This window comes from Frondihabitans sp. OV104, from assembly GCF_057787745.1.
Map to the genome: position 1 here is coordinate 2,638,086 of NZ_CM173541.1, position 23,458 is coordinate 2,661,543.

Consider the following 23,458-nt stretch of genomic DNA (forward strand, 5'->3'; position numbering starts at 1 on the left):
GCCGGCAATAGCGACCGGGTTGTCGTGTTCCTCACGGGGACACGACCTTCGCGGGCTGTTCTCGTACTTTCATCGCATGAGAGCGAAAACAAATACGGGAGCCACGAATGGGGGCTCGGACTGGGACAACCTAGTTCACGAGGTGACCAACACCTTCGAGAACGAACTGCTTGTGCGCCTGTTTCTGGACGCACTCATTGAAGAAGACACGGCGGCGTTGGGAGCCTTCTTCTCGGACGACATCGTCTTCCGCCCTGCGCCGCACATGAGGGTCCGAGGACGCCAGGAAGTCGTTCGTCACCTCGAGTGTGTTTTGGACGCCAACCCGATCCTCGGAGTCACGATTGGCGCCATAGTTCACGAGCCAGGATGCGTCGTCCTGACAGTCACCCTCGAAGTGTCGACCAGGACATCAAGATCCCGGCTCGTTCCAGCGCTGATCAGCTGCCGCTTTGATGAACATGAGATCAGCGACTGGACGTTTGCGATCTGACGTCGTGAGGGGGCGCCGATTCCAGATGGTCCGAGAAGCCTGCCGCACGACGCACGCTCGAGGCGCCAACACCCAGATGATCCGCTATCGCCTGCCATGTCGCCCCCTCTCGGCGCATGCGACGGGCGACCGCCAGACGCTCAGGAGTCATCACCGTTGGCCGGCCGCCTGTTCGACCGCGCGAGCGAGCGGCGGAGCGTCCCGGCTGCGTTCGGAGAGTCCCGTAGCGGCTTCCAACGCTCGCCAGGGCTGCGCAAAGATCGAAGAAGAAATCTCCGCCCAATGTGGCGGTGTTAATGGGTTCAGTGAGGGACCTGATGTGGATGCCTCGAGCTTTGAGCCTCTGCACTGTCCCGAAAACGTCCCGGAGGCTGCGTCCCAGCCGGTCAAGCGAATAAACCAAGAGCACATCGCCTGCAGCCAGACTGTCGATGCAGGCCGACAAATTCCGCTGTTCGGGTCCTGCATTCGCGTCATCCATGAAGACTCGCTTGGCCCCGTTAGCCTCCAGCGCGTAAGTCTCGTGCCTGACATCCGGATCGGGCGGGCGGACGAGGGCATAGGCCATGGTTCTCACGAAACCACTTTAGTTTCGGCCGGTTTGATTTCGGTGACGACTTTTGGCGGACCAAGTTCCCTAAATGGTGGCGGGTCCACATGAACGTGTTATTCGGTGGTCTTCCCACGAATGAGTCCGACGAGGCGGCGGAGTTCAGCTTCCGATTCCTGGTCGCACGGCTTCCAGACAACGAGGATCTCTTCGTCTCGTCCCGGTACCTGCAGCTGCTGGTACGCGAGGTTCATCGGCCCGACGCCTTCTGGCTCCAGACGATGAGCACGGGTCGTCGACGGTGGCACGTCTTCGTTCGCCCAGGCCTCCGCAAACTCGCGGCTGCGGGCAGCCAGCTCGCCGACGATCTCAATGAAGACGGGGTCTTCATTGTGCTTATGGAGCGAGTCCCGCAACACAGAGGCAACCTCGTCGCTGATCCCCGTGTCGTCAGTTTCGATGCGTTCGTCCAAGAACGCGAAACGGGCCATGTTCATGCCAATGTCAAGGCCAGGCAAAACTGCTTTCGCCAAAGCGTTGGCCGCGAGGACGGTCAGGTGCTTGTCGTGGACGAAAGCCGGAGTGTCGCCCCACGAGTCGACAAGTTGCGTCGCCGCAGCTCGGGAGAACCCTGGATCGTCATCAACTGCCATGGGTCACACGCTACCGGCGGGGACCACCGTGAAGGTGTTCCCAACAATCCCACCCAGCTCGCGCTCCTGCCACCACGAGGCAAAGTGAGTTTGTGAGCATTTTGCTGGAGGAACGATGAAGAGCAAAGCGTCCCTGCTCGGGGACTATCTTTGGGCGCGACGCGCCCTTGTCCAGCCGGAAGATGTGGGACTGTTCCGAGAAGACAACAGGCGAGTTCAGGGACTGCGTCGAGACGAGGTGGCAACCCTGGCGGGCATCAGCACCGACTATTACCTTCGCCTCGAGCAAGGTCGAGACACGCAACCGTCCGACCAAGTCCTGACCGCCGTGGCTCGAGCTTTACGGCTAGATGCCGACGGGCTGGAGCACATGCGGCGCATGGCGCGGCTCCGATCGGATGATCCCCGAGACGAGCCACCAGTCGATCAGGACGCCATCCATGAAAGCCTCTCGCGGATGCTCGATCAGTGGCAGAAGAACCCCGCTTTCGTGGTGACTCCTACCCAGGACATCGTGTTGGCGAACTCTTTGGCACGTCACCTCGGCGGCGGATACATGGACCCTGGTCGTAGCTTGGTGGAGACGATGTTCAGCCAGCTGATGAGGAACTTAACGCCGAACTGGGACGAGTTGGCCGGTTCAACGATCGCGGATCTTCGTTACCGCTCCGATCCATTTGATCCCCGACTCCAGGAACTCGTCGGGACTCTTCTTGTCAGGGACCCCTTCTTCCCGAAAATGTGGGCGCGCCATGACGCACGGCCGTTGATATCTGGCCACACCCAGCATTTCATTCAAGGCCTCGGAACAGTTGTCCCACTTGAATGGCAGAATTTGGAGATTCTTGGTACCCAGGGGCATGTCCTGACGGTCTTCCAAGCCGAACCGGACTCCGAGTCCAGCCGCGCCATCGAATATCTCGCCTCTCTCGGAGATGCTGATGCCACATCAGCCATGTGACCCAGCTAGGCGTCGACGGAATCGGTCGTCAGACCGCCGCTCCGGCTTCGATAGCGGTCCACTCAGATTGGTCTAGTCCATCGACGTCCTCACCCGAGACGTATCGGTTGGCAGCTGCCGCATTTCGCCCAGGTCTCGCGGCGGCCAGGACGCTCGACGCGGACGGTGAGGGTCGATATACCAGGGCTGGATCTGTCGATTTTCTCAACGCCGAGTGGAATTACGGACCAAAAAAAGTCGGTCCACGAGCCCCTGCGGCCGGTGCCGCACCGGATGATCCGGCGCAAAGAAAGGCGCCGAAGCTCATCGTCTCGAGGACGCCTGTACGTGTTCACCCACCCTGTCAGTGAGCAATCCTCGAGAGGCGAGTCGGCGTTCGGCGGCCAGGCGCCCCGGCGTAGATGACTTAGTAACCGATGGCCCCCTCAATGTGGTCATTTGCTGGATGCCCCGAGGTCATCCCAACCAGGATCGTGTTCTCCAGAGATGTTGAATCCTGGAAGGCAACGATCGTGAGTAGAGAAGACACCCGACTTGAATGTCAGGCCGTGTAATGGACGGCGTAATCGCACCCCTGGGCGATTTCCTGCGGGCGCGGAGAGCCCAAATCTCGCCCGAAGAAGTTGGCTTGCCGCGTCAATCACGACGACGTGTGGAAGGACTTCGGCGCGACGAACTCGCCCGAATCGCCGGCATCAGCTCCGAGTATTACCTACGACTCGAGCAGGGCAGAGACCGCCAACCGTCCGATCAGGTTTTGCACGCTCTCACCCGCGCCCTGCGGCTTGACAGAGATGAAGCGGCACACATGGCCCGCCTCGCCCTCCTCGAGAACGCGATCGGCCGCAGCTCCGCAATCAGTCTTCCCTCCCACGTCCAGGACAATGTAGGTCGACTCTTCCAGCAGTGGTCGGCCACGCCAGCATTCGTGACCGATTCGAACCTCACGATCGTCATGTCGAATTCTCTTGCCCAAGCTCTCGGCGCCGGTGGGATGAATCCCGGAGTGAATCTGCCGATGCTCGTGTTCAGCGACCTCGCCAAGTCCCTGTCGAACGACTGGGACGATGTCGCAATGTCCTGCGTGAAGGCACTCCGCTATCGCGGCGACCCGTTCGACAAGGGTTTCCAGCGCATCGTCGGAATCCTCTCCGTCCGAAGTCCAGAGTTCCGGCGAATGTGGGCACGCCACGACGTGGGCTTCCTCAGCATCGGCAAAACGACACATCACGTCAAAGGCATCGGCACCATCGAACTGAACTGCCAAAACCTCGCCGTCGCCGGCTCTCCAGGGCACGTCCTCACGACCTTCCACGCTGAAACTGGTACCGCCGCGCAGGACGCACTCTCCCGGCTCGCCGCTCAGCCTGCGTAACTCACAAACCGAGGGTGCAGGCCTCGGACGAATGGGCCGTCAGAAGCGACCGTCACGCGCTCTGCGTGGAACGCTTCCGCGGCTGTTGGTTTTCCCTGCACTGCAGCGGCGTCTCGAGATCTCGTGGGGGGCGACGTCTGACTACGCGTTTTCCCTCAGTAACAACTCCAGCACCGCACAACGCAACTCCTCTGGAGCTGGGACCTGGTCGTCATGGAACGACGTCCACCGCTACATACGAACGCTCCTCGCCGACCAACGTCTTGACAGCGGCGACTGGAAACACGCGGAGCTGTAGAAAGGCCCTTCCGGAGGCTGAAGCAGCTTGACCGGACAATCCGCAGGCGCAGACAACACCTAAGGGCGCTGGCCGCTCTCGCCTCATTCTGTTCAGCCGCTGATGAGGCTATCGAGAACATGACGCAGCGCGCCGTCCCGGCCGAAAGGTCGACTTGATCAGTTGTCGTGAACGTGTACCCGGAGTCGACGCCACTGGTAGGACATCCCAACGACAAGCGCCCCGAGTCCCACAGCGGCGCCGACAATTGGAGCCACGACCGGGCTCAGGGTGAGGACGGCTCCCAAAATAATTGCCACGGTGGCCGCCGCCACAACAGAGTTGATGACGATGATGACACTTGCCATCGTGAACAACCACGCGAACCGCCCGTATCGAACTCCCCTGTGACCGGTGTCAAATTCGTCGGGGGTGAAGAACGCTGGCCCGTCTGGGCTGAGCTTTGACCAGTAGCGGCGAATGCGTTCGAGGCGTCTAATGGCGACGAGATTCTCGATGCTCGTGTCGATCACACGAACGATCGTGAATGTGCCGAGGATGAAGATCGTCGGCAAGATCGTGAACAGCATGACGGGAAACACGCTGGGCGACCCGCTCGCGAAGCCGATCGCAACGAGCCCACTGGATAAGGACGATAGATATAACGCTGACCTACTCCCGCTCTCGCCGACAGTCGTGCCCGAGACGGATTGCAAAATGAACTGCTCATTCGCCAGGGCAGTGACGAAGCTTGCAGACGGTTCCGAATCAGACATGGCAACCACCACCGTTCTTGACGCTGCTGGCGTCAGATAAGACTCCCTGAGCCGACCAGGAGCTGCCCAGAAATACGAAAACACGAGTATCGACGTCTTGATCCATGTGCAGGGGCCGCGGATGGGCCGCAGGAGCAGTTGCGAGTTGCACGGCTCGGAAATCAGGTCAGCTCGCCCCGACTCGTTGGACACCCGTTCCCGCATGTCAGCAAGACAAGTTCAAGGTATGACTGGGGGGCAGCATTGTCGTGACCCCAAGACGACCACGCTGATGTTCGCTCGATGCCGTTGCATTGTGGTGGTCGCGTAGTCCTGCGCCAGGCAAGGGCCTGCTGCGGCTCCCGGCAGCTCGGCGCCGCCTGGGACCAGTCGGCCTGGGTCTCTCTCCGCCTATTCCGACCATGGGGTGGCCGGCGCGGATCAAATGTCGGCCCAAGAATGCCCCCGCAAATAGGCGGAGAAATCGAACCGCGGCATCCGACACCGGACCGATGAGAGTTCAGGGATACCAGCGCAGTCATCCGACACGACGGCGCGTGACATAAACGAGAGAGCCAGGAAAAGGGACATGGAAAGCACCGAAGAAGTCACCACGCTGCGCCCCCTGGGGGCAATGGAACGCATGTTCCACCAGTTCACTAGGCGTTATCCGATGCAGTTCACGATGGCCATTGGTTTGACCGGCCCAGTAACCATCGAGTCGCTTTCAGATGGTCTATCGGCACTCCAGACTCGGCACATGACCCTCAACGGAAGCGTCACCGATTCACTGGACTTAGTTCCGTCAAAGGCGCCGGTGCCAATCAACCTGAGCACGGAAGGCCACTGGGAGCAGGAGGCCGCGAAGCAATTAGCCGACCGCTTTTCTCTGAAGCCGGGAACGGCCACCGCGAGGGTGTCGCTGGTTCAAGAAGCCAGTGCCACCGTCGTCGTGCTTACCATCGCGCATTCTCTGGCAGATGGCCTCTCGGCGGCGCACCTGCTGAACGATCTCGTTGCTGTTCTGAACGGCGAGGACTTGGGACCCGAGGCCTATGGTCCGTCACGTGAGACCCTGTTGGCTGGGGTACCCGAAGTGCAGGAAGTGCTCCTCCAGGGGCCGCCCGCCGGCCCGCCGCCGGTGGCTCATGAGGAGTTGCGAATCCCTGGAACGTATCGTGAATTCGACGGCCGACCGGCGTCAGTATTTTCCGCCCCTTTGAGTGCCGAACTGACCAGCAGACTCCGCCTACGCGCTTCAGCCGAAAAGACGACCGTTCACGGTGCTCTCGTCACCGCAGCCTCGCACGCCGCATCGCGGACACGGTCGCTTCCTTTTGTCAGGGTGATGAGCCCGATCAGTTTGAGCCGTTTCATCGGCGATCAAAACGACCTAGGCGTGTACATCGCTGTAGCCCGCAGTGGCTCCGTACCGGGCGATGACAGCACTTTTTGGGACGAAGCACGTGGTCACGTTGCCGAGATCGCCCCGGCTCGGTCGACGCTTGGGGTCGGTCGATCCGTGGCGGCGATTACGAAAGCCATGGGAGGCTTACCGACCCCGGAGGAGTCGGCGGCGTTCATGGCGCGGGGCCCATTCGGACTCGACGTCGTCGTGAGCAACCTTGGCCCGCTCGAGGTGGCAACGGATGGTGCGGTGCGAGTCGCCAGCATCTGGGGACCCCTTGTGCTGACGCAAATCGAAGGCGAACAAATGATGGGTGCCGCCACCGTGCACGGCCGGCTGCACCTCGTTTCCGTGGGGTACGACATGAACGCGGATTTTCTCGACTCTGTGGTCAATTCCCTGACGGCTTCGGTCGAATGACGCGAAGAGTGACCGGATCGTCGTTCCCCGCCTCGCCGCTCGCAGGCGGAGCTATCGGCCCCGCTTGATTCTTCGATGGTTGCGCCTGGAGAAGGAACCGGCAGCCTCCCGTTGAATTTCTGCCTGCGTTCTGCATGTTGCCCATGAGTGAGAACTGGTCCACTTCATCCCAGAGAGGTACCAAGCCCGCGATCGATTCCGCGGCACCTCATCTGCGGACGAAAGGACACGATTGTGGGAACCACCGGATCACCACTGGGTGACTACCTTCGGGCACGCCGGGCTCTAATACATCCGGACGAGGTGGGGCTGGTTAGCTTCACAACACGACGCGTCGAGGGACTCCGACGATCGGAAGTCGCAAGGCTCGCGGACATCAGCCAGGAGTACTACCTGAGACTGGAACAGGGCCGGGACCGTCAGCCATCGGATCAGGTGCTCCGCTCCCTCGCGAAAGCTCTCCATCTGGACGCGAACGCGCTCGAATACATGACTCGCCTGGCGCGATTTCAACCGAGCTACGGACGAGTGGAGGAAGACACCCAGGTCCCGGAACCGATAACGCTGGGACTCGAGCGCCTATTGGCGCAGTGGTCTTACACTCCGGCGTACATCATGACGGCCACGCAGGACGTCGTCATGGCCAACAACCTAGCCCGCGCCATGGCTCCCGGTTTCCTTGAGCCCGGCCAGAATCTCCCACTCCTCGTCTTCAGCGACTTCATGCGGGAACTCGACCCCGAATGGGAAAACACGGCGGCCCGAACAGCCGCGACACTGCGGTTCAACAGCGACCCCGCCGATGCCCGACTTCAAGAAATCGTCGGGATACTGTCCATGCGCGACCCCCACTTCCGTCGACTGTGGGCTCGTCACGACGCTTCGCCTCACTACATCGGCGAGTTGGAACAACCTATCGGTCCTTTCGGGATGGTGACGTTGACCTGTCAAACGCTCCTCGTTCCCGGTGGTACGGGCCAGATTCTCGTGGCTTTTCATGCGAGTGCCGGGAGCGTTGGCGAAGAGGCAATCCTCTGGCTGCAGCGCCACGCCGAGGAACAGACTTTGGGAACGCCGATAGCGGAAATCCAAGATGGATCCACGGTGCAGATTGAAGAGCCAGGCTTAATCCGCGGTTAACCCGTCTCTTGCCTAGGGGCGCCCGCGCTGCGCCTCGATCCGACGGGCTAATTCGTCCTGGTCGATTCGAAGGCGCGACGCAATGGCGTCAGCCCGTGCCGTCCCGACTAGGCCCTTTGCCTTCGAAAGGTCAACGGATGCGTCGGTCGGCTTACCCATTTCGAGAAGCAACTTGGCCCTAATTGTGAGAGCCCGAGCGGCGAGGCTGTCCGAAGGCGTTTGGTCCGCCAACTCGACAACATCGTTGGCCACAGATAGCGCGGCCTCGATTTGGCCCGCGGCGTACAGCATCCTGACCAGCTCCTCTAGAACGATGGCCTTGGCATTCCGCTCCTTCGCCGACAAGGGTCCGTCCGGCATCTGCGAAAGCACGCCAAACAACAAATGCGCTGCGACTTCAGGTTCTCCTGCACCGGCGCGGATCACCGCCTCCAGGCCCGTGACCTCCGCGGACCAATTGTCCAGGTTTCCTCCCGGAGCCGCACGGCGTGCGTTTTCAATCTCCCTCAGCGCTGGCGCGAATTCGCGTTTCCGTTGTAGGGCCCAGGCCAGGTGATAGTGGGCCCATCCGATTTGCGTGCGATCACGCGCTTTCTCCGCCTCGACAAGTTGCTCCTGCGCTATTTCAAGGCCCGCGTCATCGTCACCGCCTTCGAAGATAGACGCCCAATGCAACGAACCAAGCAGCTTCGAAATCAGGCGCCCATCGTCAAGCGCGCGGGCAGACTTCACGGCCAGTTCGAATAGGTCTGTCCAATTTCCCCAGCCCAGCCAAAGATGAGCGAACCCGTCCTGGAGCAGAAGCGCGAGGCGCACAACGGTTGCATGCTGTCCCATTCGAGCCGCGCCTCGAAGGGCCGGCCACCAGTGTTCTTCTTCGAGCCGAATCCAAGCGCCGGCTGCTTCCTCATTCAACGCGTGCACTTGGGTAAGCCCCGATTGGTCATCGGCCTCGACCCCATCGATGAAAACGGATGCTGCTCTCCCAAGTTCATCAAGCAGCCACTGTCGAAGCCGGGAGAGTATTTCTTCCTCGCCCTCAGCCGCGGCTAGCCGCGACCGACCGAAAAGCCTCGTCAGGTCATGCATGTAGTAGCGGTTGTTACTAATCGCCTGCAGGAAACCGAGGTCGACAAGTTCGTCGAGAAGTTCTTCGGCATCGTCTACGTCGAGCCCTGCCCCGGCCGCGGCAAGCCGTGCGTCGAAGGTCCTGCCGGAGCTTAGGGAAACGGCCCGGAACAAGGCGGCGGCGACTGGTTCGAGGTCGTCGTAGGACAGGGCGAATGCGGCGTCAACAGATAGATCGCCGGCCACAAGAAGGCGCAATCGCCGCTGTTCGGATTGAAGTCTCAGCGCAAATTCGGAAGCGTTTGTGGTGGGCCGGCTGGCGACGCGATTCCCGGCAATACGCAACGCCAAAGGGCTACCGTTGCACAGTCTTGCCAGTTCTTCGACGGACAGCTCAGACCGCTGACGCTCCGGGATGACCTGTCTTAGCAAGCGCATGCCTTCATCTAGCGATAACGACTCAAGGTCAACTCTGGCCGTGGCAGTGAGCCCGGCCAAGACTCGGCGGGATGTGACGATGAGAGCGGTGAGGTCATCGCTCAGAACGGGTCTGATTTGCTCTTCTTTGCCAGCGTTATCCAAAATCACAAGAGGACGAAGGACTCGGCACACTTCACGCCACCTAGCGCTGGCGTTCTCGAGAGTCGCAGGAATCGCACCGACATCATCAACTAGACGCAGAAGCTGTTGCACGACCTGCAATGGCCTAGCGGGTGTCGAACCGTGACCGGCAAGGTCGGCGAAGAGAATCATCGAAGCAACGCCCTGACGCCGTACCGCCTCCATAGCCAAGGTCGTCTTGCCGATGCCCGGCTGACCCGTGACAAGGATCAGCGCGCCCGGCGATTCCAGTTTCCGGCGAACACCGTCCAGTTCAGTTTCGCGCCCGACGAAGTCGCGAACAGGAGGTGGGGGTATGGACGGTCGCCCATCGGACTCCACCTGAATGGGTCGGAGAAGCCATCTCCGTGCCTGGACGTCCAGGGATAGCGCCTCGGAGATGGCGAGGAGGGTGCGGCGATGAGGTGCCGTGCTGACGCCTCGCTCGATATCGCTGATCGTCCGGACGCTCACTCCGGAACGTTCCGAAAGGACTTCCATCGTTAGGTCCGAAGCGAGTCGAAGGCGACGCAACCGGTCGGACAGCGGGGCAGGCCGATCCATTGGTGGCCTCCTCGCCGAACGGGGGTTCGCTGGGCTGTCGATGATGACCATGAGCGACGGACGCGGTCGTAGTCCGAGAACATTCTGAGGCACAACTCGCTCGGGCGCCAGAATTGCAGCTCGCGAAGCTACGGCTTGGCAACCGCCGACTCTGCGCGGTCTGAGCGATCACGTCGGCGAACTCCCGGCATGCGATATCTAGCCGGACGCCCGCGTCACGGCATGCCCCATCACACGGCGACTACTTTTAGAGTGCCCCCATCTGGGACAGTCGAGTTCAACCCAGAAACGCTTACCCTTCATGCGTGACGAGTGACGATGCATCATCGATCGGCGCGGAGGACCTCGGAGCCCTGATTCGTGCTTGGTCAGCCGTGCCTGCTCTCGTTCTCGACCGACACCTCAACGTCCAAGCCAGCAACGCCGTCTTACAAGCCCTGGCACCGGAGCTGGTTCCGGGCGCGAACCTGGCGGTAGAAGCATTCCTTCGAGCGCCAGCGAGATGGAGTTTTGACGAAGGACAGCCAAATTTCATCACGGCCGCACTTCGCGAGCTGCTTGAGGACTGGGGCGAGGACTCCGCCTTTTTAGATCTGATCGGCGAACTCGCAGCGCAGAGCAGACAGTTCGCGAGCAGTTGGGCGGAATCCGACGCATCACAACTCGTCGGCCATTTCCAGTTGTGGTCGAAGCCAGACGTTTGTCTTGAATTTGTCTACTTCGCCTTTCGGTCACCCTCGGGCGATGATCGCAACCTCGTCATTTGGCATCCTGCAGACCCATCTGCTGTCGCCGCCGTCAACGCCGCCTCGGAGCAGAGCGGCCCGGCGGGGCCTCAAGGCTGAGCAGGCAACGGCAGCAGCCGCCGCATTCACACCCGCCAAGGCGTGGCGCAACGAGGCCCTCGCGCACTCGATCGGGACCCGAATCTCGATGAAGTGGCGAGGGCCCCTCGCTTGAGGCTCAACGATGAGTCCTCAAGACGGCACCATCGTCGAGGGAGCAGTTGGGGGGAACGCTCCACCTGACGACTGACAAGCTCGCTGCAGAGCGCACCGGGCCTTCGTGCCACTCCAATTCTTGGTCACGACTATCTGCGCATCATCGGGGAAATCACCGACTTTTGGACTTCACCGAGCATCACGGGCGCGGATTGAAGAACTACAGGGCAGAACCTCGCCGCCCTTCAACCCCTGGACCTTCGGGCCACCCCGAGCCGGGAGACAGAAGGGGGCTTTAGCGGGTCAGAGCGATCCAAGAAGCACTGGTGTTGCCGTGTCCTCGGCAGACTCTGCCGGCGCGTGACTGTCGCTGCGTCTACCTGCAGGGCGACGCGGCCCCGAACTAGCGGCACGGTACGTGTACCTGTAGGCACGCGGCGTCATACCGAGAAGAGCATCAAGGTGCTTGCGAAGCGACGTCGCGGTGGCGTACCCGACAGCGGCCGCGATCGAGTCGATGCCAAGGTCGGTGGACTCGAGAAGTCCGCGGGCAACCATCAATCGCTCTTGCGTGAGCCACTTGCGAGGTGCGAGACCGGTCTCGGCTTGAAACCTGCGGACGAACGTTCGCTCGCTCATATGGGCCTGCTCGGCAAGATCCCTCACAGTCAGCTGATCGCTGAGTCGCGCTAATGCCCACTCTCTCGCCGGTCCTGTCGTTGCATCCGCGACCGCCGGAACCGGTCGATCGATGAACTGCAGCTGCCCTCCGTCGCGATAGGGAGCGACTACGCACTGCCGGGCCACCTTCGTCGCCAGATCCGCGCCAAAATCCTTCCGGATAATGTGAAGGCACAGATCGATGCCAGCAGCCGCACCAGCCGAGGTGAGAACGTCGTCCTCGTCGACGAACAGAACGTTCTCATCCAAGTCGACTAGCGGGAACCACTCTTGAAAAATAGGCGCACAAAGCCAGTGAGTCGTGGCAACACGATCAGTGAGCAACCCTGCCGCGGCAAGGGTGAACCCGCCCGTACAGATGGAGACGATTCGGGTGCCGGGTCGAACCTGAGACAAGGCGTCCCGGACGTCGTCACTTAGTTCCCGCTTGAGGTACCGGGGGTCTACGGGCACAACGATGATCGTGTCCGCATCGCAGAGAGCCTCCGCACCAGCTCCGGGGACGACGGAGAAGCCAGCGTTCGTCTCAATCGGCTCGCCCGTCGCCGAGCAAAGGCTCACCGAGTAGACCCCGCCCGCGGCGCCAAAAATTCGAGCAGGGATACCTAACTCAAACGGATAAGCGCCGTCCTGCGCCAAAACGACCACACGATGAGGATTGTTTTCCATAGTGGCTCAAAAGTATCGGAAGATGACGTTCCTGTCATGGAGTCCAGCGTCGCTGCCGAATAGCGTCAAGACATGGTTGAAACGATGCGCTCGGTGGTCCAGGACGAGCTAGGAAGCCCCGACGTTCTTCACGTCGCACCGCGAGACCGACCTCGACCCGGCATTGGACAGGTCCTCATCCAGGTGCACGCGGCTGGCGTGAATCCAGCAGACCTGATGAACCGCCAGAGGGGAGTCTTCAGCGGACCGCCACCGTTCACCCTGGGCTGGGACGTGTCTGGGACCGTCACCGAAGTTGGTCCGGGCGTCACCCTGTTCCAGCCAGGCGATGAAGTTTTCGGTCTTCTGCCTTTCCCAAATGGCGGAGGTGCCTACGCGGAATACGTCGTCGGCCCCACGCGGGCATTCGTTCGCAAACCGGAGATTCTTAGCCACATCGAAGCGGCGGCTCTCCCACTGGCGGGCCTCACCGCGTGGCAAGCCCTCGTTGACACTGCCTCCGTCGGCCCTGGAACCAGGGTTCTAATCACGGCCGCCGGCGGCGGTGTCGGCCATCTTGCGGTGCAGATCGCCAAGGCGCGAGGTGCGTACGTGATCGGGCTCGCCTCCGGCGAGTCCGCAGAGCTTGCTCGCTCGTCAGGTGCGGATGAAGTCATCGATTACCGGACAACAGACTTCACCGACACGGTCGCCGACATCGACGTCGTGCTGGATTTGGTGGGCGGTGACTACCCAAAGCAGAGCCTCCCGCTTCTTCGCGATGGAGGCGTCTTCGTCTCCTCCACTCCGATGAGCGTCGAAACGATAACGGCGGCGGCGGCAGAGCGCGGTATCCGCGCCACCCTCATTTTCGTCGAGTCCGATCAAGTCGGCATGACCGCCCTTGCCGATCTGGTCGCGCACGGCCGGCTCGTGCCGTCGATCGCCAAGTCGTACCCCCTCCAAGACGCTGCTACAGCCCACGGCACAAAGCACGGTCCCGGAAAGGTTGTGCTCCGGGTTGTCTGATCCTGACCACGACCCGCGACAAAAGGACTCACAGTGAACAACACCCTCTCCTACGAACGTCAGTCACCGACCGTGGCCCGGATCACCTTCACCAACGCACCTGTCAACCTTGTTCAGGGCTCGACGGTGCGAAGGCTTACCGAGATCCTTGACGAACTAGAAGGCGACGCGCTCCTGGCCGTCCTCGTCTTCGACAGCGCCGTACCGGACTTCTTCCTCAACCACTTCGATCTCGCTCACCTGGACGACTTCCCTGGAATTGATGACGCAACCGGGGCGGCGGCGTGGACGGAGCTAGTGAAAAGGCTGACGCTTGCGCCGTACATCACGATTGGGAAGATTCGAGGTCGAACCCGAGGTGGTGGCAACGAGTTGGCTCTGGCGCTCGACCTTCGGTACGCCAGCCTCGAGAAAGCGATGTTTGGCCAACCCGAAGTCGGCACCGCGGTCGTTCCCGGTGGAGGCGCAACGGAGCGCCTACCCCGGCTTATTGGACGCGACCGTGCCCTCGAGGTGATCCTAACCTCGGCCGACTACGACGCGGTGACGGCGGAGCGCTGGGGTATGGTCACGCGCTCTTTTCCCGATGCAGAACTCGACGCCATCGTGGACGCCACAGTCGCGCGTCTCGCAGCCTTTGACCGCACGGCCCTGGCCACGGCCAAACGGATGGTCAACCGAGCAGTCCTACCACCCGAGGCCGACCTGGTTTCGGCCTACGCCGAGTTCGTTCACACGACGACACTGCCGGGCTATCTCAGTCGAGCCAGCACCCCACAGCCCTCCGGCGAGGGCGCCATCAAAATGGAATACGTCCTTGGGGACGTTCTCGGTCAAGTTGCTTTGCGGCGCGCAGCGGAGTCGGGCAACTAGCCGCCAAAGTCTCGGGCTCGCCACCCGCAAGGCATGCCCGCACCGCGTTTGATCTAAGACGTCAAGGTCCACCCCTTCGATGAACGTGCGGTGCGTACCTTCTCGGTCAGGGCCCGACGACGACGAGCAGATGACGTGTCAGTACGTCCTCGCGCGAGAGAACCTTGTAGCCAACATCGGAGAAATACACGGTGAGGCTGTGGTCGTCAACGTGCATGATCGATCCCGATCCCCATAGGACGTGTGTGACGTTAGTGCCGGTGCTGAAGATGTCGCTTCGCTCGGCCGACTGGGGTGACGAAGGCGTGTTGGGGCGTTCGCAGGTGTCGCAGTGTCCGCAGGGCTCGAGAAGGTCCTGCCCGAAGTATCCGAGTAGGTTCTGCCTGCGGCACTGGTGTGTCTCGGCGTAGGAACGCATCATCGCGAGGCGCGAGAGGTCAACGCTTTCCCGGCTTTGTTCCGCGTCGGATGCCTTGGAAAGAGCTTCCTCGAAGGTGATTCCCTCTTTCACGGAGACTCCTTCATCTGTGACCGCAACGACGCCGGCGTCACTCAGGAGATTGATCAGTCGAGCCAGCGACTCTTCCGACGTGCCCAGCTCCTGGGCGAGAGCCCGTGTTGTCTTCGCCTGCCGACTGTCGACGAGGTGGCTGAAGACGTGCTCGAGTTCTCTCTGATTGATGAACCCATGGCTGAAGAACGCTCGAAGGCCGAGGTCTTTCGCTCGGTAGTGCAGTTCGACTTGGGCTGCTTCACCGTCCCTGCCTGCCCGGCCGATTTCTTGGTAGTAGCTGTCGAGCGAGTCCGATGGTGCCGTGTGGACGACAAATCGGACGTTCGGCTTATCGATTCCGAGGCCGAAAGCCGTCGTGGCGACGACGACCTCCGTCTCACCGTCCATGAATTTCTGCTGCACTTCTCGGCGCTGCCTGAGGGTGTGTCCGGCGTGATAAGCGCTGGCTCGAATCCCTCTTGCCTGGAGTCGCTGACTGTATTGGTCGGCATCTCTGTGGGTTGGGACGTAGACCAAGCCAGGTCCCGAGAGATCTTGAACTCTGTTGAGGACCGCCTCTCGCTTCCCAGCCTCGTCTTCATGGCGGACGACACGAAGGTGAAGATTAGGCCGGTCGAATCCGAGTGTCAGGACGGTGTCGCGCCGAAATCTCAGCCGCTCCCGGATCTCGTCGCGAACTGGTGGAGATCCGGTGGCGGTAAGCGCGAGGACAGGGGGATGTCCGAGGTCGTCGATAAGTTGACCCAGTTCTAGGTAATCGGGCCGGAAGTCGTGACCCCATTGCGAGATGAGGTGGGCTTCGTCGACGACGAAGAGCCGGACGCCGGCCTCGCGGAGGGGCTGTTTCACGTCCGGCTTTGACAACTGTTCCGGAGAGGCGAAGAAGTAGTGAGATTCACCGTCTGACAGCGCCGTCAGCGTGCGGTCCCGTTCGGATCGACCGTGACTGGAGTTGAGAAGCAGGGCTCGGGGCGCGTCGCGATGGCCCTCTAGGCTTCTCACTTGATCGACCTGAAGAGCGATGAGCGGCGACACCACGACCGTGACGCCCTCTGTCAGGTAACCGGCGATCTGATAGATCGCGGACTTTCCGGCGCCGGTGGGCATGACGACAAGCGTGTCTCGTCCTTCGAGCACGCTGTCGATCGCCTCGGCCTGTCCAGGCCTGAGGGACGCCCACCCGAACGCGTTCTGCGCCACGGGGAGGATCTGCGTCGACGTGTCACCCATGCTTCATGCTCGCACTCCTGAGAAGAGTCGAAAGCTCCGTCTCGGCACCCGAGTCCAGACTGATATCGATGCGTCCAGCGCCGACGTAGATGTCGATGAGCCGCGGATCGACGTAACTCGCCTTGGCTACAGCGGGTGTGTTCTCCAGCACGGCGGCGGCAGCCCGCATACTCCTGGCGATGGCCCGCGCCCGGTCCGTCTCGTCTAGGACTGGACCGGATTGCGTCAGGCTTCTGGCGGCGGCGAGAGTTCCGTGCAGAGTCCGGAAGTCCTTGGCGGTGAAGTGGCCTCCAGTGCGTTCCTTGACGTATCCGTTGATGTGGTCGGCGTGAAGTGCAATCCACCCCGATTTAGCGGGGTAGGCGAGGAGGGTCAGATCCTGGCCCCGGCGCTTCAGACCAGATATCACGCGCGCAAGTCGCGAATCCACGATGTCCGATTCCCATGAGTGGTGGCTCTTCGCGGGGAACGTTAAGTGGACGGTGTCACCTCTTACGACTGCGTGTTTGCCAAGCAGCGTTGAGAGCCCAAAGCTTCCGTGATCTTGCGCGTAGCGTTCGCTTCCCACCCGCAGCGATCCTGTGTCGAGCATGCGGAACGCGGCCGCTAGGGCCCGCTCCTTGGTCGGTCGGTTTAGATGCAAGTGGGCGTCGACTTCTTCTCTGGCCCGCGGGAGGGTCTCCGCGAGATCGAGGGCGCGATCGAATTTGATCTTCGACTCATGCTCACTCCAGGCGCGGTGGTAGACATACTGGCGTTTGCCCGCCGCATCTGTTCCGAGTGCTTGCAGATGCCCCGTCTCGTCAGGGGAGATCCAGATCTGAGTCCAGGCCGGCGGGATGTGTAATGCGCGGATCCGCTCTAATGTCGATAAATCATTGACTACGGAACCGTCGCCATCGCGGTATTCGACGACCCCGTCAACGCAGCTGCGGGTTAGCCCAGGCGCATCGTGATTCGTTCGAGTGATCATGGATGTCCCGGAGGAAGAAGAGCGGATGACCTAGTCACTCGATGCCGCCCCGCTGAGGTCGAAGTTCTGGGTAAGCACGCCGTCGGGATCGACGGTGGTCTTAATCCTCCGAAGCTTCTCCAGGGTGGCGGCGGGGAAGGCCCGTGCGATGTCGTCGGGGCGGTGGTTGGACTCAAAGCTCAGGTAGATCCCTGGCATGTCATCTCGGAGGGGAACCCATGCGTCGTCAAACGCCTTGGAAGCGGTTGCCGAGACGCCCGTGACGGAAAAGTTCTGGTGGCGGTGAGCGTAGGCGGTCGCGAATTCGTCGACGTCATTGATTGCGCCGCCGGCCGAACGTATCTGAAGCATGTCCAGGGCACCCGTATCCACTAGCGAGGCGAGCCGCGAGCTGAGGGAAGGATTCAGGTGGTCAGCAAGTCCGGTATGGGTGACGGCTGTTTGCTGACCTGAGTGCGGGGCACCCGTGGTTAGGGGTACGTCGGCGTAGGGCACCAATTCCGCGCGTTGGCCCCGGATACCTGGCAGCGCGGCGAACGGGCTCAAAGCTTTCTGCGCCTCATCGACGTCGGAGCCCGCATAGATGATGGTTGCTTGGGCAAAGGGGGCAGGGCCGCCTCCGATGTATAGGAAGGCCGAGATGTTTCGCGGTGAAGCTTCAACGGCGGCTCCCCACTGGACGAGAAAGGACGAAAGGTCAGAGGGGGCGTAAAGGATTGTTGCGCGCGCAACTTCCGAAGTAGTAGACGCCTCGAACTCGAACGAGGTGACGATTCCGAGGTTTGCTCCTGCTCCACGAATCGCCCAGAACAGGTCCGTGTTCTCTCCCCTGGAAGCAACGTGGATACTGCCGTCGGCCAGGACGATGTCGGCACGGCGCAGTCGGTCGATGGTGAGGCCGTGAGCGCGACCCATGAGCCCGATTCCACCTGTTGTCGCCAAGCCGCCGACGCCAACGTCTCCAGAATCCCCGGAACTGATGGCGAGCCCCCACGGTTGGAGTGTGTCGGCCACTGCTCCCCAGCGGGCGCCAGGTTCGATTCGGACGCGTGTCGAGCCCAGGCGTTCAATGCCGGCGAGTCGACGGAGATCGATGACCGTTCCCCCGTGATTGGTGGACAGGGAGCTGATCCCGTGTCCGCCGCTGCGGATGGCAAGAGGGCCGGGGAGGGCGCGGGCCCGAACAATGGCCGCAGCGACCTCTTCGGTGCTAGCAGGTAACAGCACGAGGGCTGGGTGGCCCATGGCGCCATAGACGTGTTGAACATCTCGATAGCCGGGGTCTCCTGGGCGGATCTCGAGCATGGTGGAGGTCATCGCAGGCTCGGCAGGGTCGCAGTGGGCCCTATGGTTTTGTCCACGAAGTACTGCAGTGTGGTCCCGGCCAACGGGCTGGTCCCATTGATGAGGTCGGCCATGTGTTCGCCGATTTCCTCGCCAGAAAGCCATCGCTCATCGTCAATACCGGCCAACTGCCGCTGGCGAGTGCGGACCACGCCGAGAATGACCTCGTAGACCCGGATTCCCGTTCGCCGCAGCTCCTCAGCAAGAGTGACCGTGAGGGACTTTCCGGCCGCTGCCGTCAGGGCAACGACGCCGTTGCCAGGGAATGGGATTTCCGCAGACATACCGTTGAGTTGGATGAGTGATCCTCCGGAAACCAGGTGGGGAACGAGGGCCCGGTAGGTGCGGAAAACACTGGTGAGGTTCTGCTCAATGAGCGCAGACCATTCGTCGTCCTGCAGCGTCAGGAGCGGCTTGGGTCCTTGGTCGCCCCAGGAGGCGACGGCAACGACGACGGCGTTGAACGGCCCGAGGGCCGCGACATCACCCTGAACGTGTTCGCCGAACCGTGGCTCGAGGGAATCGAGGACCAGCGTGGAAAGGCTCGTGTGGTTGAGTCGGTCTTTGAAGGCGTTTAGGCGGTCCTCGGACCGTCCCGTCGCTATAACCCTCGCTCCGCGGCCGAGCAAGGCTCGAACCGCTCCCTCGCCGACGCCCCCGGAGCCTCCCACGACGAGGACGTTCTGTCCCGCGAGATCATTTATTCGGGCGGATGTGTTCTCTAGCTGGGTCACGAATTCGAAGTCCTTGCGTGGGTGGTGCTGTCGGTGAGGAGGGTGATGTGAGCAGTCAGCGCATCGAGGGCGATGTCCAGTCCGGCGACCTGTTCATCGCTTAGTGCGTCCCCGAACCATTTTTTCGCCGAGCGTAGGTGCGGCCCGAGCGATGCCCGATAGACGTCACGCCCCGCGCCAGTGATTGTGAGTCGGATGGCCCGCCCGTCGTCCGTTGCAGCGGCTTTGCCGATAAGGCCGCGCTTCTCGAGTCGACGTGTTTGGTGGGCCAGCCGGCTGGAATCCCAGCCGATAGCTCGGGCGCAGTCGGTTGGACGAACTCCGTCGCCCTTGCCGCTCGCCAAATGGGCCAGGATCGTAAATTCCGATTCTGACAATTGCGATTCAGCCCAAAGGTCGCGGCCGACCTCTCGGCGAAGCGTCTCGAGGACGACTTGCAGTTTCTGCCACGTGTCGACGTGACGCTCAGACATTTTTGCTGACATGTCAGCAAGTGTGGCATTTACCTGATGCATCAGCAAGATTAGCGAGCGTGGACCGATGCGCTCAGAGCGAAAGCCCTGAACTGCTGGCTGACGCCGCGACAAGCCGACAAGTGCTCTCAGCTTGACCAGAACTCTGAAAGCAGGATGCACATCGCCGAAGCGCCTAACGAAGAGCCAGGGTCTGAGGTGTTACCAGAAGACTGGTCGAGAGCGACGCTCGCTGGGGGTGAGAAAGAAATCGCTGTAGGAGGGTTCTGCAGGCATCGCCCGCATTTCGACGAGTGCCATCAGTTCAAGGGGCGGTGTCAGACCACGGCGCCGCCATTCGGAGGGCAGCAAACGAAGCTCATCGAGGATGTTTCGCGTGATGAGTCCGGTGGGCCGCGCCGTGGTCGTCATGTCACTCGACCGTGATGTCGCTGATGTTGATCGAGACGATCAGCGGCTCGCGGACGGCATTGCCGTCGGCGTCCCGAACGAAGATGGATCGATCCGTGGGGAGGATGAGTCCGCCGACCTCGGTCTGACCGGTCATGTACTCGACGGCAGGGTTGCCGCCCATGATCTGCACGTCGTAGTCACGTCGTCGGAGGACTCCGTCGGAGTCGGCGTAGAGCGTCTGGGTCGGGCTGTGCGTGGCGAGCGTGCTCGGGTAGGTGACCTGGAGCCGGTCGAAGGTCTGCCCGTCTTCGGTCCATGTCCCTGTCTCCTCGACGACGACACCGGGGAAAGTGAACGACCATGGCTCCGTGTTGTAGGTCCACATGGCGTAGCCCGTGAAGTACGCCGCCTGCAACTTGCTCCAGGGCGTGGTCAGTTCGTGCCCGTCGAAGGACGCGCGAGGATCCGTGAGTTCTTCGACGATCTCGTTCTCGCCGCGAACGAGAGCGACACGATCCGGGGTGAACTCCGTCCGAACGTCGGGAGCGCCGAAGTTCTGAAGCGACGTCCATTCGCGCGTCAGGTCGACCGTGAATCGACCGTGCTCAGCGACACCAGGGACCTGTTTGAGTTCCCACAAGGCACCCCCAAACGACCGGGTGGCCGAGATGGTCTTGACCTCGGACCAGCGGCTTCCTCCGTGGGCGTCGATGATTTTGTCGAGAAGTGTTGACATGGTTCTGCCTTTCGTTGGGTGCTTCAGACGGTGCGGGATTGTGCGGAGATGAAGTCGTTGACAAGAGCTGCAGCCTCTTCCGGGTACTGGAAGATCGATGCGTGAGCGGCGTCGGGGAAGATGTGGAGTCGGGCATTGGGGATAAGGCCGACCATCGTGTGGCTGCCCTTCGTGGGGATCATTCGGTCGTCATCGCCCTGAAGGATCAGCGTGGGCTGCGAGATGCCGGTGAGTCGTTCCAGCTTCGTGATGTCCGGGATTCCCCAATCGAGGATGGCGTCGTACTGCGCGTCTCGGGTTGCCGTCGTAGTGGGCGCATCACGCCCCTCGGTGCGGGTGAAGATGCGTCCGAGGAACGCTTTGCCGAGATTGCGGCTGGTGTCCGTCGGTGCGAAGAAGATGTAAAGCAGGCTCTCCGCGGTGCTTTCGTCGATGCGAGATTCGCGCTGAATGTCTTCACGCCATCCGTGCATGCCGGGTGCTCCGGCAGGACCCGTACCGGCCAGGACAAGATTGCGCACGGCCCACGGGCGCAGCAGGGCGATCTCTTGCGCGAGGAACCCACCGAGGGAGAAACCGAAGACATCGAAGGTGCGCAGACCCAAGGCGTCGATGAATGCGATGAGATCGATTGTCATCTGCTTGATGGTGGCGGGTACTAGCCCGGTCGACGCACCCACGCCGGCGTTGTCGACGAGGATGACCTCTTGCTTCTGTGCGATCGCATCGACGAGCGCGGGGTCCCAGTTGTCGAGGTTTCCCCGGAAATGCATGAGAAAGATCAGGGGAACGCCGTCGTTGCTTTCGCCGAATCGGCGATAGGCGTACGTCACTCCATTCGCAGCGTCGATGGTGAGGGTGGGCGTCGTGAGTTGTGAGGCGTCGGTCATGGTCGCTTCCTTTTCATCTAAGAGATCTGTCTTGGGGCCGATCACGCATGGAGCCCGAGCGATGCCCTCTAACGTCGGCGGGTCGACTGTGGGTGTCGTCTCGCCGACGTCGTCCAGGCCGGTTGCTCGGTTTATTTCGGCTTCCGGCTTTTGCTTCCGGCGTCACGTTAGGAGCCGCCTTCGCGGTGCCGCGTGTCCCCGCTGGGAACAGTCCCCCGGCAGGGACACCCAGGGGATCTCGGCGTCCTCGATGCCACCGCTCGAGGGAATGCGACTCTGGCACGGGCCGGGAGACGGCCCGCTCGACCCCGGTAGATCGGAGACGCGGGTTCGTGAAGTTTCTGAGCCGGGTGGGGTTGTTGGGGACACGCCATCGCGTCCCTAACCCGTCAGCCTTGTGTCTCGAAACGTCTGCTAGTCAAGGCAAGGAAGGGGCTTATGGAAGCCGCCATTTTAGGTACCCGCGAGTACCCCACGTCTCGTTTCTCAACGCCGGTGCCCCTCGAGTTTTATGAGGCACGCGAGTTCTACGAGTCTCTCGTTCCTCAACTCGATGTGGACAACCTGACGGAGGTGGCCAGAGCGACTTCGTCTTGGCACGACATCGCTGAATGGACCAGATCGCAAGCGCCCTTCGGATTCTTGCGGTACTGGCGAAACGATGCGTCGCCGCTGATGCGTCTCGCCGGGAACACTTCCCTCTGCACGGCTTATCTGATGGGCAACCACGTCACCGCTGAGCGCATGTTCCGACACGATCCTCGGGTCATGAACTACGCACCCCTGCGTGTGGAACTGACTCAAGCAGAGGGCAGCCCGGTGCTCTTTACCGGCGAACTGCCGCACCTCCAGTTCAGTTCCTTTGAACGCCCCGAGATCGCCGAAGTCGGTCGGGACCTGTCCTCGGAACTGGCAGCTCTGATTCGCGCTTTGGGTGCGCCGGTTCCCCCGGACCTCCAGGACTGACTCCTTCAGCTCCACAACCCCTTCGACGAAAGCGACATCTCGTGACTTCACTCCTAAACGCCGTCATTCTCGTGACGGGAGCCAACGGCGGACTCGGACAGCAGTTCGTGGAACAAGCCCTCAATCGAGGCGCAAGCAAGGTCTATGCGGCTGCCCGCACGCCTCGCAAATGGAGCGACAGCCGAATCGTCCCGCTGCAGCTGGACGTCACCGACCCCGCGTCCATCAGATCTGCCGCAGAACAGGCCGCGGATGTAACCATCATCGTCAACAACGCAGGCATTCTCCGCCGCGGCTCGCTCACCGAAGGGCCACTGGCAGACATCCGCGACCAGATGGAAACCAACTTGTTCGGGGCCATTCAAGTCACCCGCGATTTCGCCCCCGCCCTGAAAGCCCACGCTGGCGCCGTGATCAACGTCGCATCAGTTTTGAGCTGGCTCGCCATCGGCAAGGGCTACAGCGTCTCCAAGGCCGCGTTGTGGGCGGCGACGAACGCATTTCGCCTCGAACTGGCACCAGAAGGAGTCCAAGTTCTCGGCGCCTACCTCGCCTTCACCGATACTCCAATGAATGACGGCCTCGCCCTTCCCGAGATGAACAGCCCCGCCCAGGTCGTCACCGACGTTTACGACGGCCTTGAGGCGGGCGCTCACGAAGTCCTCGCCGACGAAACGACTCGAAGCGTACGAGAAGGGCTCTCCTCGGACGTTGGAGTGCTCTACCCGGCTCTGCGATCCGAGGCGACAGAGTGAAGGCAGTAGCAAAC

At 61.6% G+C, this 23,458-nt stretch carries 22 protein-coding genes; 10 read left to right on the plus strand and 12 right to left on the minus strand.

Going from position 1 to position 23,458, the window contains the following annotated elements; translation table 11 throughout:
* Nucleotides 1–142 precede the first annotated feature (142 nt).
* Complete coding sequence (locus AC3CBB_RS12340) at nt 143–493, plus strand: nuclear transport factor 2 family protein (protein ID WP_488624801.1); 351 nt, start codon at nt 143–145, stop codon at nt 491–493.
* On the opposite strand, the gene AC3CBB_RS12345 is transcribed toward AC3CBB_RS12340, so the two are convergent.
* Nucleotides 468–1,061, minus strand: coding sequence for a recombinase family protein (locus tag AC3CBB_RS12345; RefSeq protein ID WP_488626746.1), 594 nt, complete (start codon nt 1,059–1,061; stop codon nt 468–470). The genes AC3CBB_RS12340 and AC3CBB_RS12345 overlap by 26 nt on opposite strands.
* A gap of 98 nt (nt 1,062–1,159) precedes the next feature.
* Nucleotides 1,160–1,696 (minus strand): MmyB family transcriptional regulator, encoded by a 537-nt coding sequence (locus tag AC3CBB_RS12350; RefSeq protein ID WP_488624802.1) that lies wholly within the window; start codon nt 1,694–1,696, stop codon nt 1,160–1,162.
* 115 nt (nt 1,697–1,811) lie between these two features.
* Here AC3CBB_RS12350 and AC3CBB_RS12355 point away from each other — a divergent pair, with 115 nt between their 5' ends.
* Entirely contained in the window at nt 1,812–2,657 is an 846-nt protein-coding gene (locus AC3CBB_RS12355) for a helix-turn-helix domain-containing protein (protein ID WP_488624803.1), read from the plus strand.
* Nucleotides 2,658–3,210: 553 nt separating this feature from the next.
* The gene (locus AC3CBB_RS12360; RefSeq protein ID WP_488624804.1) at nt 3,211–4,032 is read left to right on the plus strand and encodes a helix-turn-helix transcriptional regulator; all 822 of its coding nucleotides are present in this window, start codon (nt 3,211–3,213) and stop codon (nt 4,030–4,032) included.
* 456 nt (nt 4,033–4,488) lie between these two features.
* Here AC3CBB_RS12360 and AC3CBB_RS12365 read toward each other — a convergent pair whose 3' ends face one another.
* Nucleotides 4,489–4,899, minus strand: a complete 411-nt coding sequence (locus tag AC3CBB_RS12365; RefSeq protein WP_488624805.1) for a hypothetical protein — start codon at nt 4,897–4,899, stop codon at nt 4,489–4,491.
* A gap of 754 nt (nt 4,900–5,653) precedes the next feature.
* On the opposite strand from AC3CBB_RS12365, the gene AC3CBB_RS12370 reads away from it, so the two are divergent.
* Nucleotides 5,654–6,892: a hypothetical protein gene (locus AC3CBB_RS12370; protein ID WP_488624806.1), complete on the plus strand. Its 1,239-nt coding sequence runs from the start codon at nt 5,654–5,656 to the stop codon at nt 6,890–6,892.
* Between the two features lie 234 nt (nt 6,893–7,126).
* On the plus strand, nt 7,127–8,032 hold the full coding sequence (locus AC3CBB_RS12375; RefSeq protein WP_488624807.1) for a helix-turn-helix domain-containing protein: 906 nt from the start codon (nt 7,127–7,129) through the stop codon (nt 8,030–8,032).
* A gap of 12 nt (nt 8,033–8,044) precedes the next feature.
* Here AC3CBB_RS12375 and AC3CBB_RS12380 read toward each other — a convergent pair whose 3' ends face one another.
* Entirely contained in the window at nt 8,045–10,315 is a 2,271-nt protein-coding gene (locus AC3CBB_RS12380; RefSeq protein ID WP_488624808.1) for a helix-turn-helix domain-containing protein, read from the minus strand.
* A 254-nt stretch (nt 10,316–10,569) separates the two neighbouring features.
* On the opposite strand from AC3CBB_RS12380, the gene AC3CBB_RS12385 reads away from it, so the two are divergent.
* A complete protein-coding gene (locus tag AC3CBB_RS12385; protein ID WP_488624809.1) occupies nt 10,570–11,109 on the plus strand; it encodes an MmyB family transcriptional regulator in 540 nt (179 codons plus the stop codon).
* 399 nt (nt 11,110–11,508) lie between these two features.
* On the opposite strand, the gene AC3CBB_RS12390 is transcribed toward AC3CBB_RS12385, so the two are convergent.
* Nucleotides 11,509–12,555 (minus strand): GlxA family transcriptional regulator, encoded by a 1,047-nt coding sequence (locus tag AC3CBB_RS12390; protein WP_488624810.1) that lies wholly within the window; start codon nt 12,553–12,555, stop codon nt 11,509–11,511.
* 72 nt (nt 12,556–12,627) lie between these two features.
* Here AC3CBB_RS12390 and AC3CBB_RS12395 point away from each other — a divergent pair, with 72 nt between their 5' ends.
* A complete protein-coding gene (locus tag AC3CBB_RS12395) occupies nt 12,628–13,563 on the plus strand; it encodes an NADP-dependent oxidoreductase (protein ID WP_488624811.1) in 936 nt (311 codons plus the stop codon).
* 33 nt (nt 13,564–13,596) lie between these two features.
* Nucleotides 13,597–14,436 carry an enoyl-CoA hydratase/isomerase family protein gene (locus AC3CBB_RS12400; protein ID WP_488624812.1) on the plus strand — a complete coding sequence of 280 codons (840 nt, stop codon included), beginning with the start codon at nt 13,597–13,599 and terminating at the stop codon, nt 14,434–14,436.
* Between the two features lie 106 nt (nt 14,437–14,542).
* On the opposite strand, the gene AC3CBB_RS12405 is transcribed toward AC3CBB_RS12400, so the two are convergent.
* The 7 genes from AC3CBB_RS12405 to AC3CBB_RS12435 all read right to left on the minus strand — a co-directional run bounded on the left by AC3CBB_RS12405 (nt 14,543) and on the right by AC3CBB_RS12435 (nt 21,723).
* Nucleotides 14,543–16,180, minus strand: coding sequence for a RecQ family ATP-dependent DNA helicase (locus tag AC3CBB_RS12405; protein ID WP_488624813.1), 1,638 nt, complete (start codon nt 16,178–16,180; stop codon nt 14,543–14,545).
* The gene (locus AC3CBB_RS12410; RefSeq protein ID WP_488624814.1) at nt 16,173–17,153 is read right to left on the minus strand and encodes a DNA topoisomerase IB; all 981 of its coding nucleotides are present in this window, start codon (nt 17,151–17,153) and stop codon (nt 16,173–16,175) included. Before AC3CBB_RS12410 ends, AC3CBB_RS12405 begins: the two co-directional genes overlap by 8 nt.
* 30 nt (nt 17,154–17,183) lie before the next feature.
* The gene (locus AC3CBB_RS12415; protein ID WP_488624815.1) at nt 17,184–18,470 is read right to left on the minus strand and encodes an FAD-binding oxidoreductase; all 1,287 of its coding nucleotides are present in this window, start codon (nt 18,468–18,470) and stop codon (nt 17,184–17,186) included.
* Nucleotides 18,467–19,231, minus strand: a complete 765-nt coding sequence (locus AC3CBB_RS12420) for an SDR family oxidoreductase (protein WP_488624816.1) — start codon at nt 19,229–19,231, stop codon at nt 18,467–18,469. Before AC3CBB_RS12420 ends, AC3CBB_RS12415 begins: the two co-directional genes overlap by 4 nt.
* Nucleotides 19,228–19,746 (minus strand): MarR family winged helix-turn-helix transcriptional regulator, encoded by a 519-nt coding sequence (locus tag AC3CBB_RS12425; RefSeq protein ID WP_488624817.1) that lies wholly within the window; start codon nt 19,744–19,746, stop codon nt 19,228–19,230. The genes AC3CBB_RS12420 and AC3CBB_RS12425 overlap by 4 nt, the downstream gene beginning before the upstream one ends.
* A gap of 370 nt (nt 19,747–20,116) precedes the next feature.
* Nucleotides 20,117–20,833, minus strand: coding sequence for a hypothetical protein (locus AC3CBB_RS12430; protein WP_488624818.1), 717 nt, complete (start codon nt 20,831–20,833; stop codon nt 20,117–20,119).
* A 23-nt stretch (nt 20,834–20,856) separates the two neighbouring features.
* Nucleotides 20,857–21,723 carry an alpha/beta fold hydrolase gene (locus tag AC3CBB_RS12435; RefSeq protein WP_488624819.1) on the minus strand — a complete coding sequence of 289 codons (867 nt, stop codon included), beginning with the start codon at nt 21,721–21,723 and terminating at the stop codon, nt 20,857–20,859.
* A 438-nt stretch (nt 21,724–22,161) separates the two neighbouring features.
* On the opposite strand from AC3CBB_RS12435, the gene AC3CBB_RS12440 reads away from it, so the two are divergent.
* Both AC3CBB_RS12440 and AC3CBB_RS12445 read left to right on the plus strand, forming a co-directional pair.
* Nucleotides 22,162–22,689, plus strand: coding sequence for a hypothetical protein (locus tag AC3CBB_RS12440; protein WP_488624820.1), 528 nt, complete (start codon nt 22,162–22,164; stop codon nt 22,687–22,689).
* Between the two features lie 41 nt (nt 22,690–22,730).
* Nucleotides 22,731–23,444: an SDR family oxidoreductase gene (locus AC3CBB_RS12445; RefSeq protein ID WP_488624821.1), complete on the plus strand. Its 714-nt coding sequence runs from the start codon at nt 22,731–22,733 to the stop codon at nt 23,442–23,444.
* The last annotated feature ends 14 nt before the right edge of the window (nt 23,445–23,458 follow it).

Excerpts from the sequence above, each read along its gene's own strand:
- AC3CBB_RS12435 (WP_488624819.1), bottom strand. The coding sequence starts at position 21,723 with ATGACCGACGCCTCACAACTCACGACGCCCACCCTCACCATCGACGCT.
- AC3CBB_RS12370 (WP_488624806.1), top strand. The coding sequence starts at position 5,654 with ATGGAAAGCACCGAAGAAGTCACCACGCTGCGCCCCCTGGGGGCAATG.
- AC3CBB_RS12350 (WP_488624802.1), bottom strand. The coding sequence starts at position 1,696 with ATGGCAGTTGATGACGATCCAGGGTTCTCCCGAGCTGCGGCGACGCAA.
- AC3CBB_RS12410 (WP_488624814.1), bottom strand. The coding sequence starts at position 17,153 with ATGATCACTCGAACGAATCACGATGCGCCTGGGCTAACCCGCAGCTGC.
- AC3CBB_RS12380 (WP_488624808.1), bottom strand. The coding sequence starts at position 10,315 with ATGGTCATCATCGACAGCCCAGCGAACCCCCGTTCGGCGAGGAGGCCA.
- AC3CBB_RS12405 (WP_488624813.1), bottom strand. The coding sequence starts at position 16,180 with ATGGGTGACACGTCGACGCAGATCCTCCCCGTGGCGCAGAACGCGTTC.
- AC3CBB_RS12440 (WP_488624820.1), top strand. The coding sequence starts at position 22,162 with ATGGAAGCCGCCATTTTAGGTACCCGCGAGTACCCCACGTCTCGTTTC.
- AC3CBB_RS12360 (WP_488624804.1), top strand. The coding sequence starts at position 3,211 with ATGGACGGCGTAATCGCACCCCTGGGCGATTTCCTGCGGGCGCGGAGA.
- AC3CBB_RS12355 (WP_488624803.1), top strand. The coding sequence starts at position 1,812 with ATGAAGAGCAAAGCGTCCCTGCTCGGGGACTATCTTTGGGCGCGACGC.
- AC3CBB_RS12390 (WP_488624810.1), bottom strand. The coding sequence starts at position 12,555 with ATGGAAAACAATCCTCATCGTGTGGTCGTTTTGGCGCAGGACGGCGCT.
- AC3CBB_RS12425 (WP_488624817.1), bottom strand. The coding sequence starts at position 19,746 with ATGCATCAGGTAAATGCCACACTTGCTGACATGTCAGCAAAAATGTCT.
- AC3CBB_RS12345 (WP_488626746.1), bottom strand. The coding sequence starts at position 1,061 with ATGGCCTATGCCCTCGTCCGCCCGCCCGATCCGGATGTCAGGCACGAG.
- AC3CBB_RS12365 (WP_488624805.1), bottom strand. The coding sequence starts at position 4,899 with ATGCTGTTCACGATCTTGCCGACGATCTTCATCCTCGGCACATTCACG.
- AC3CBB_RS12430 (WP_488624818.1), bottom strand. The coding sequence starts at position 20,833 with ATGTCAACACTTCTCGACAAAATCATCGACGCCCACGGAGGAAGCCGC.
- AC3CBB_RS12415 (WP_488624815.1), bottom strand. The coding sequence starts at position 18,470 with ATGACCTCCACCATGCTCGAGATCCGCCCAGGAGACCCCGGCTATCGA.
- AC3CBB_RS12395 (WP_488624811.1), top strand. The coding sequence starts at position 12,628 with ATGGTTGAAACGATGCGCTCGGTGGTCCAGGACGAGCTAGGAAGCCCC.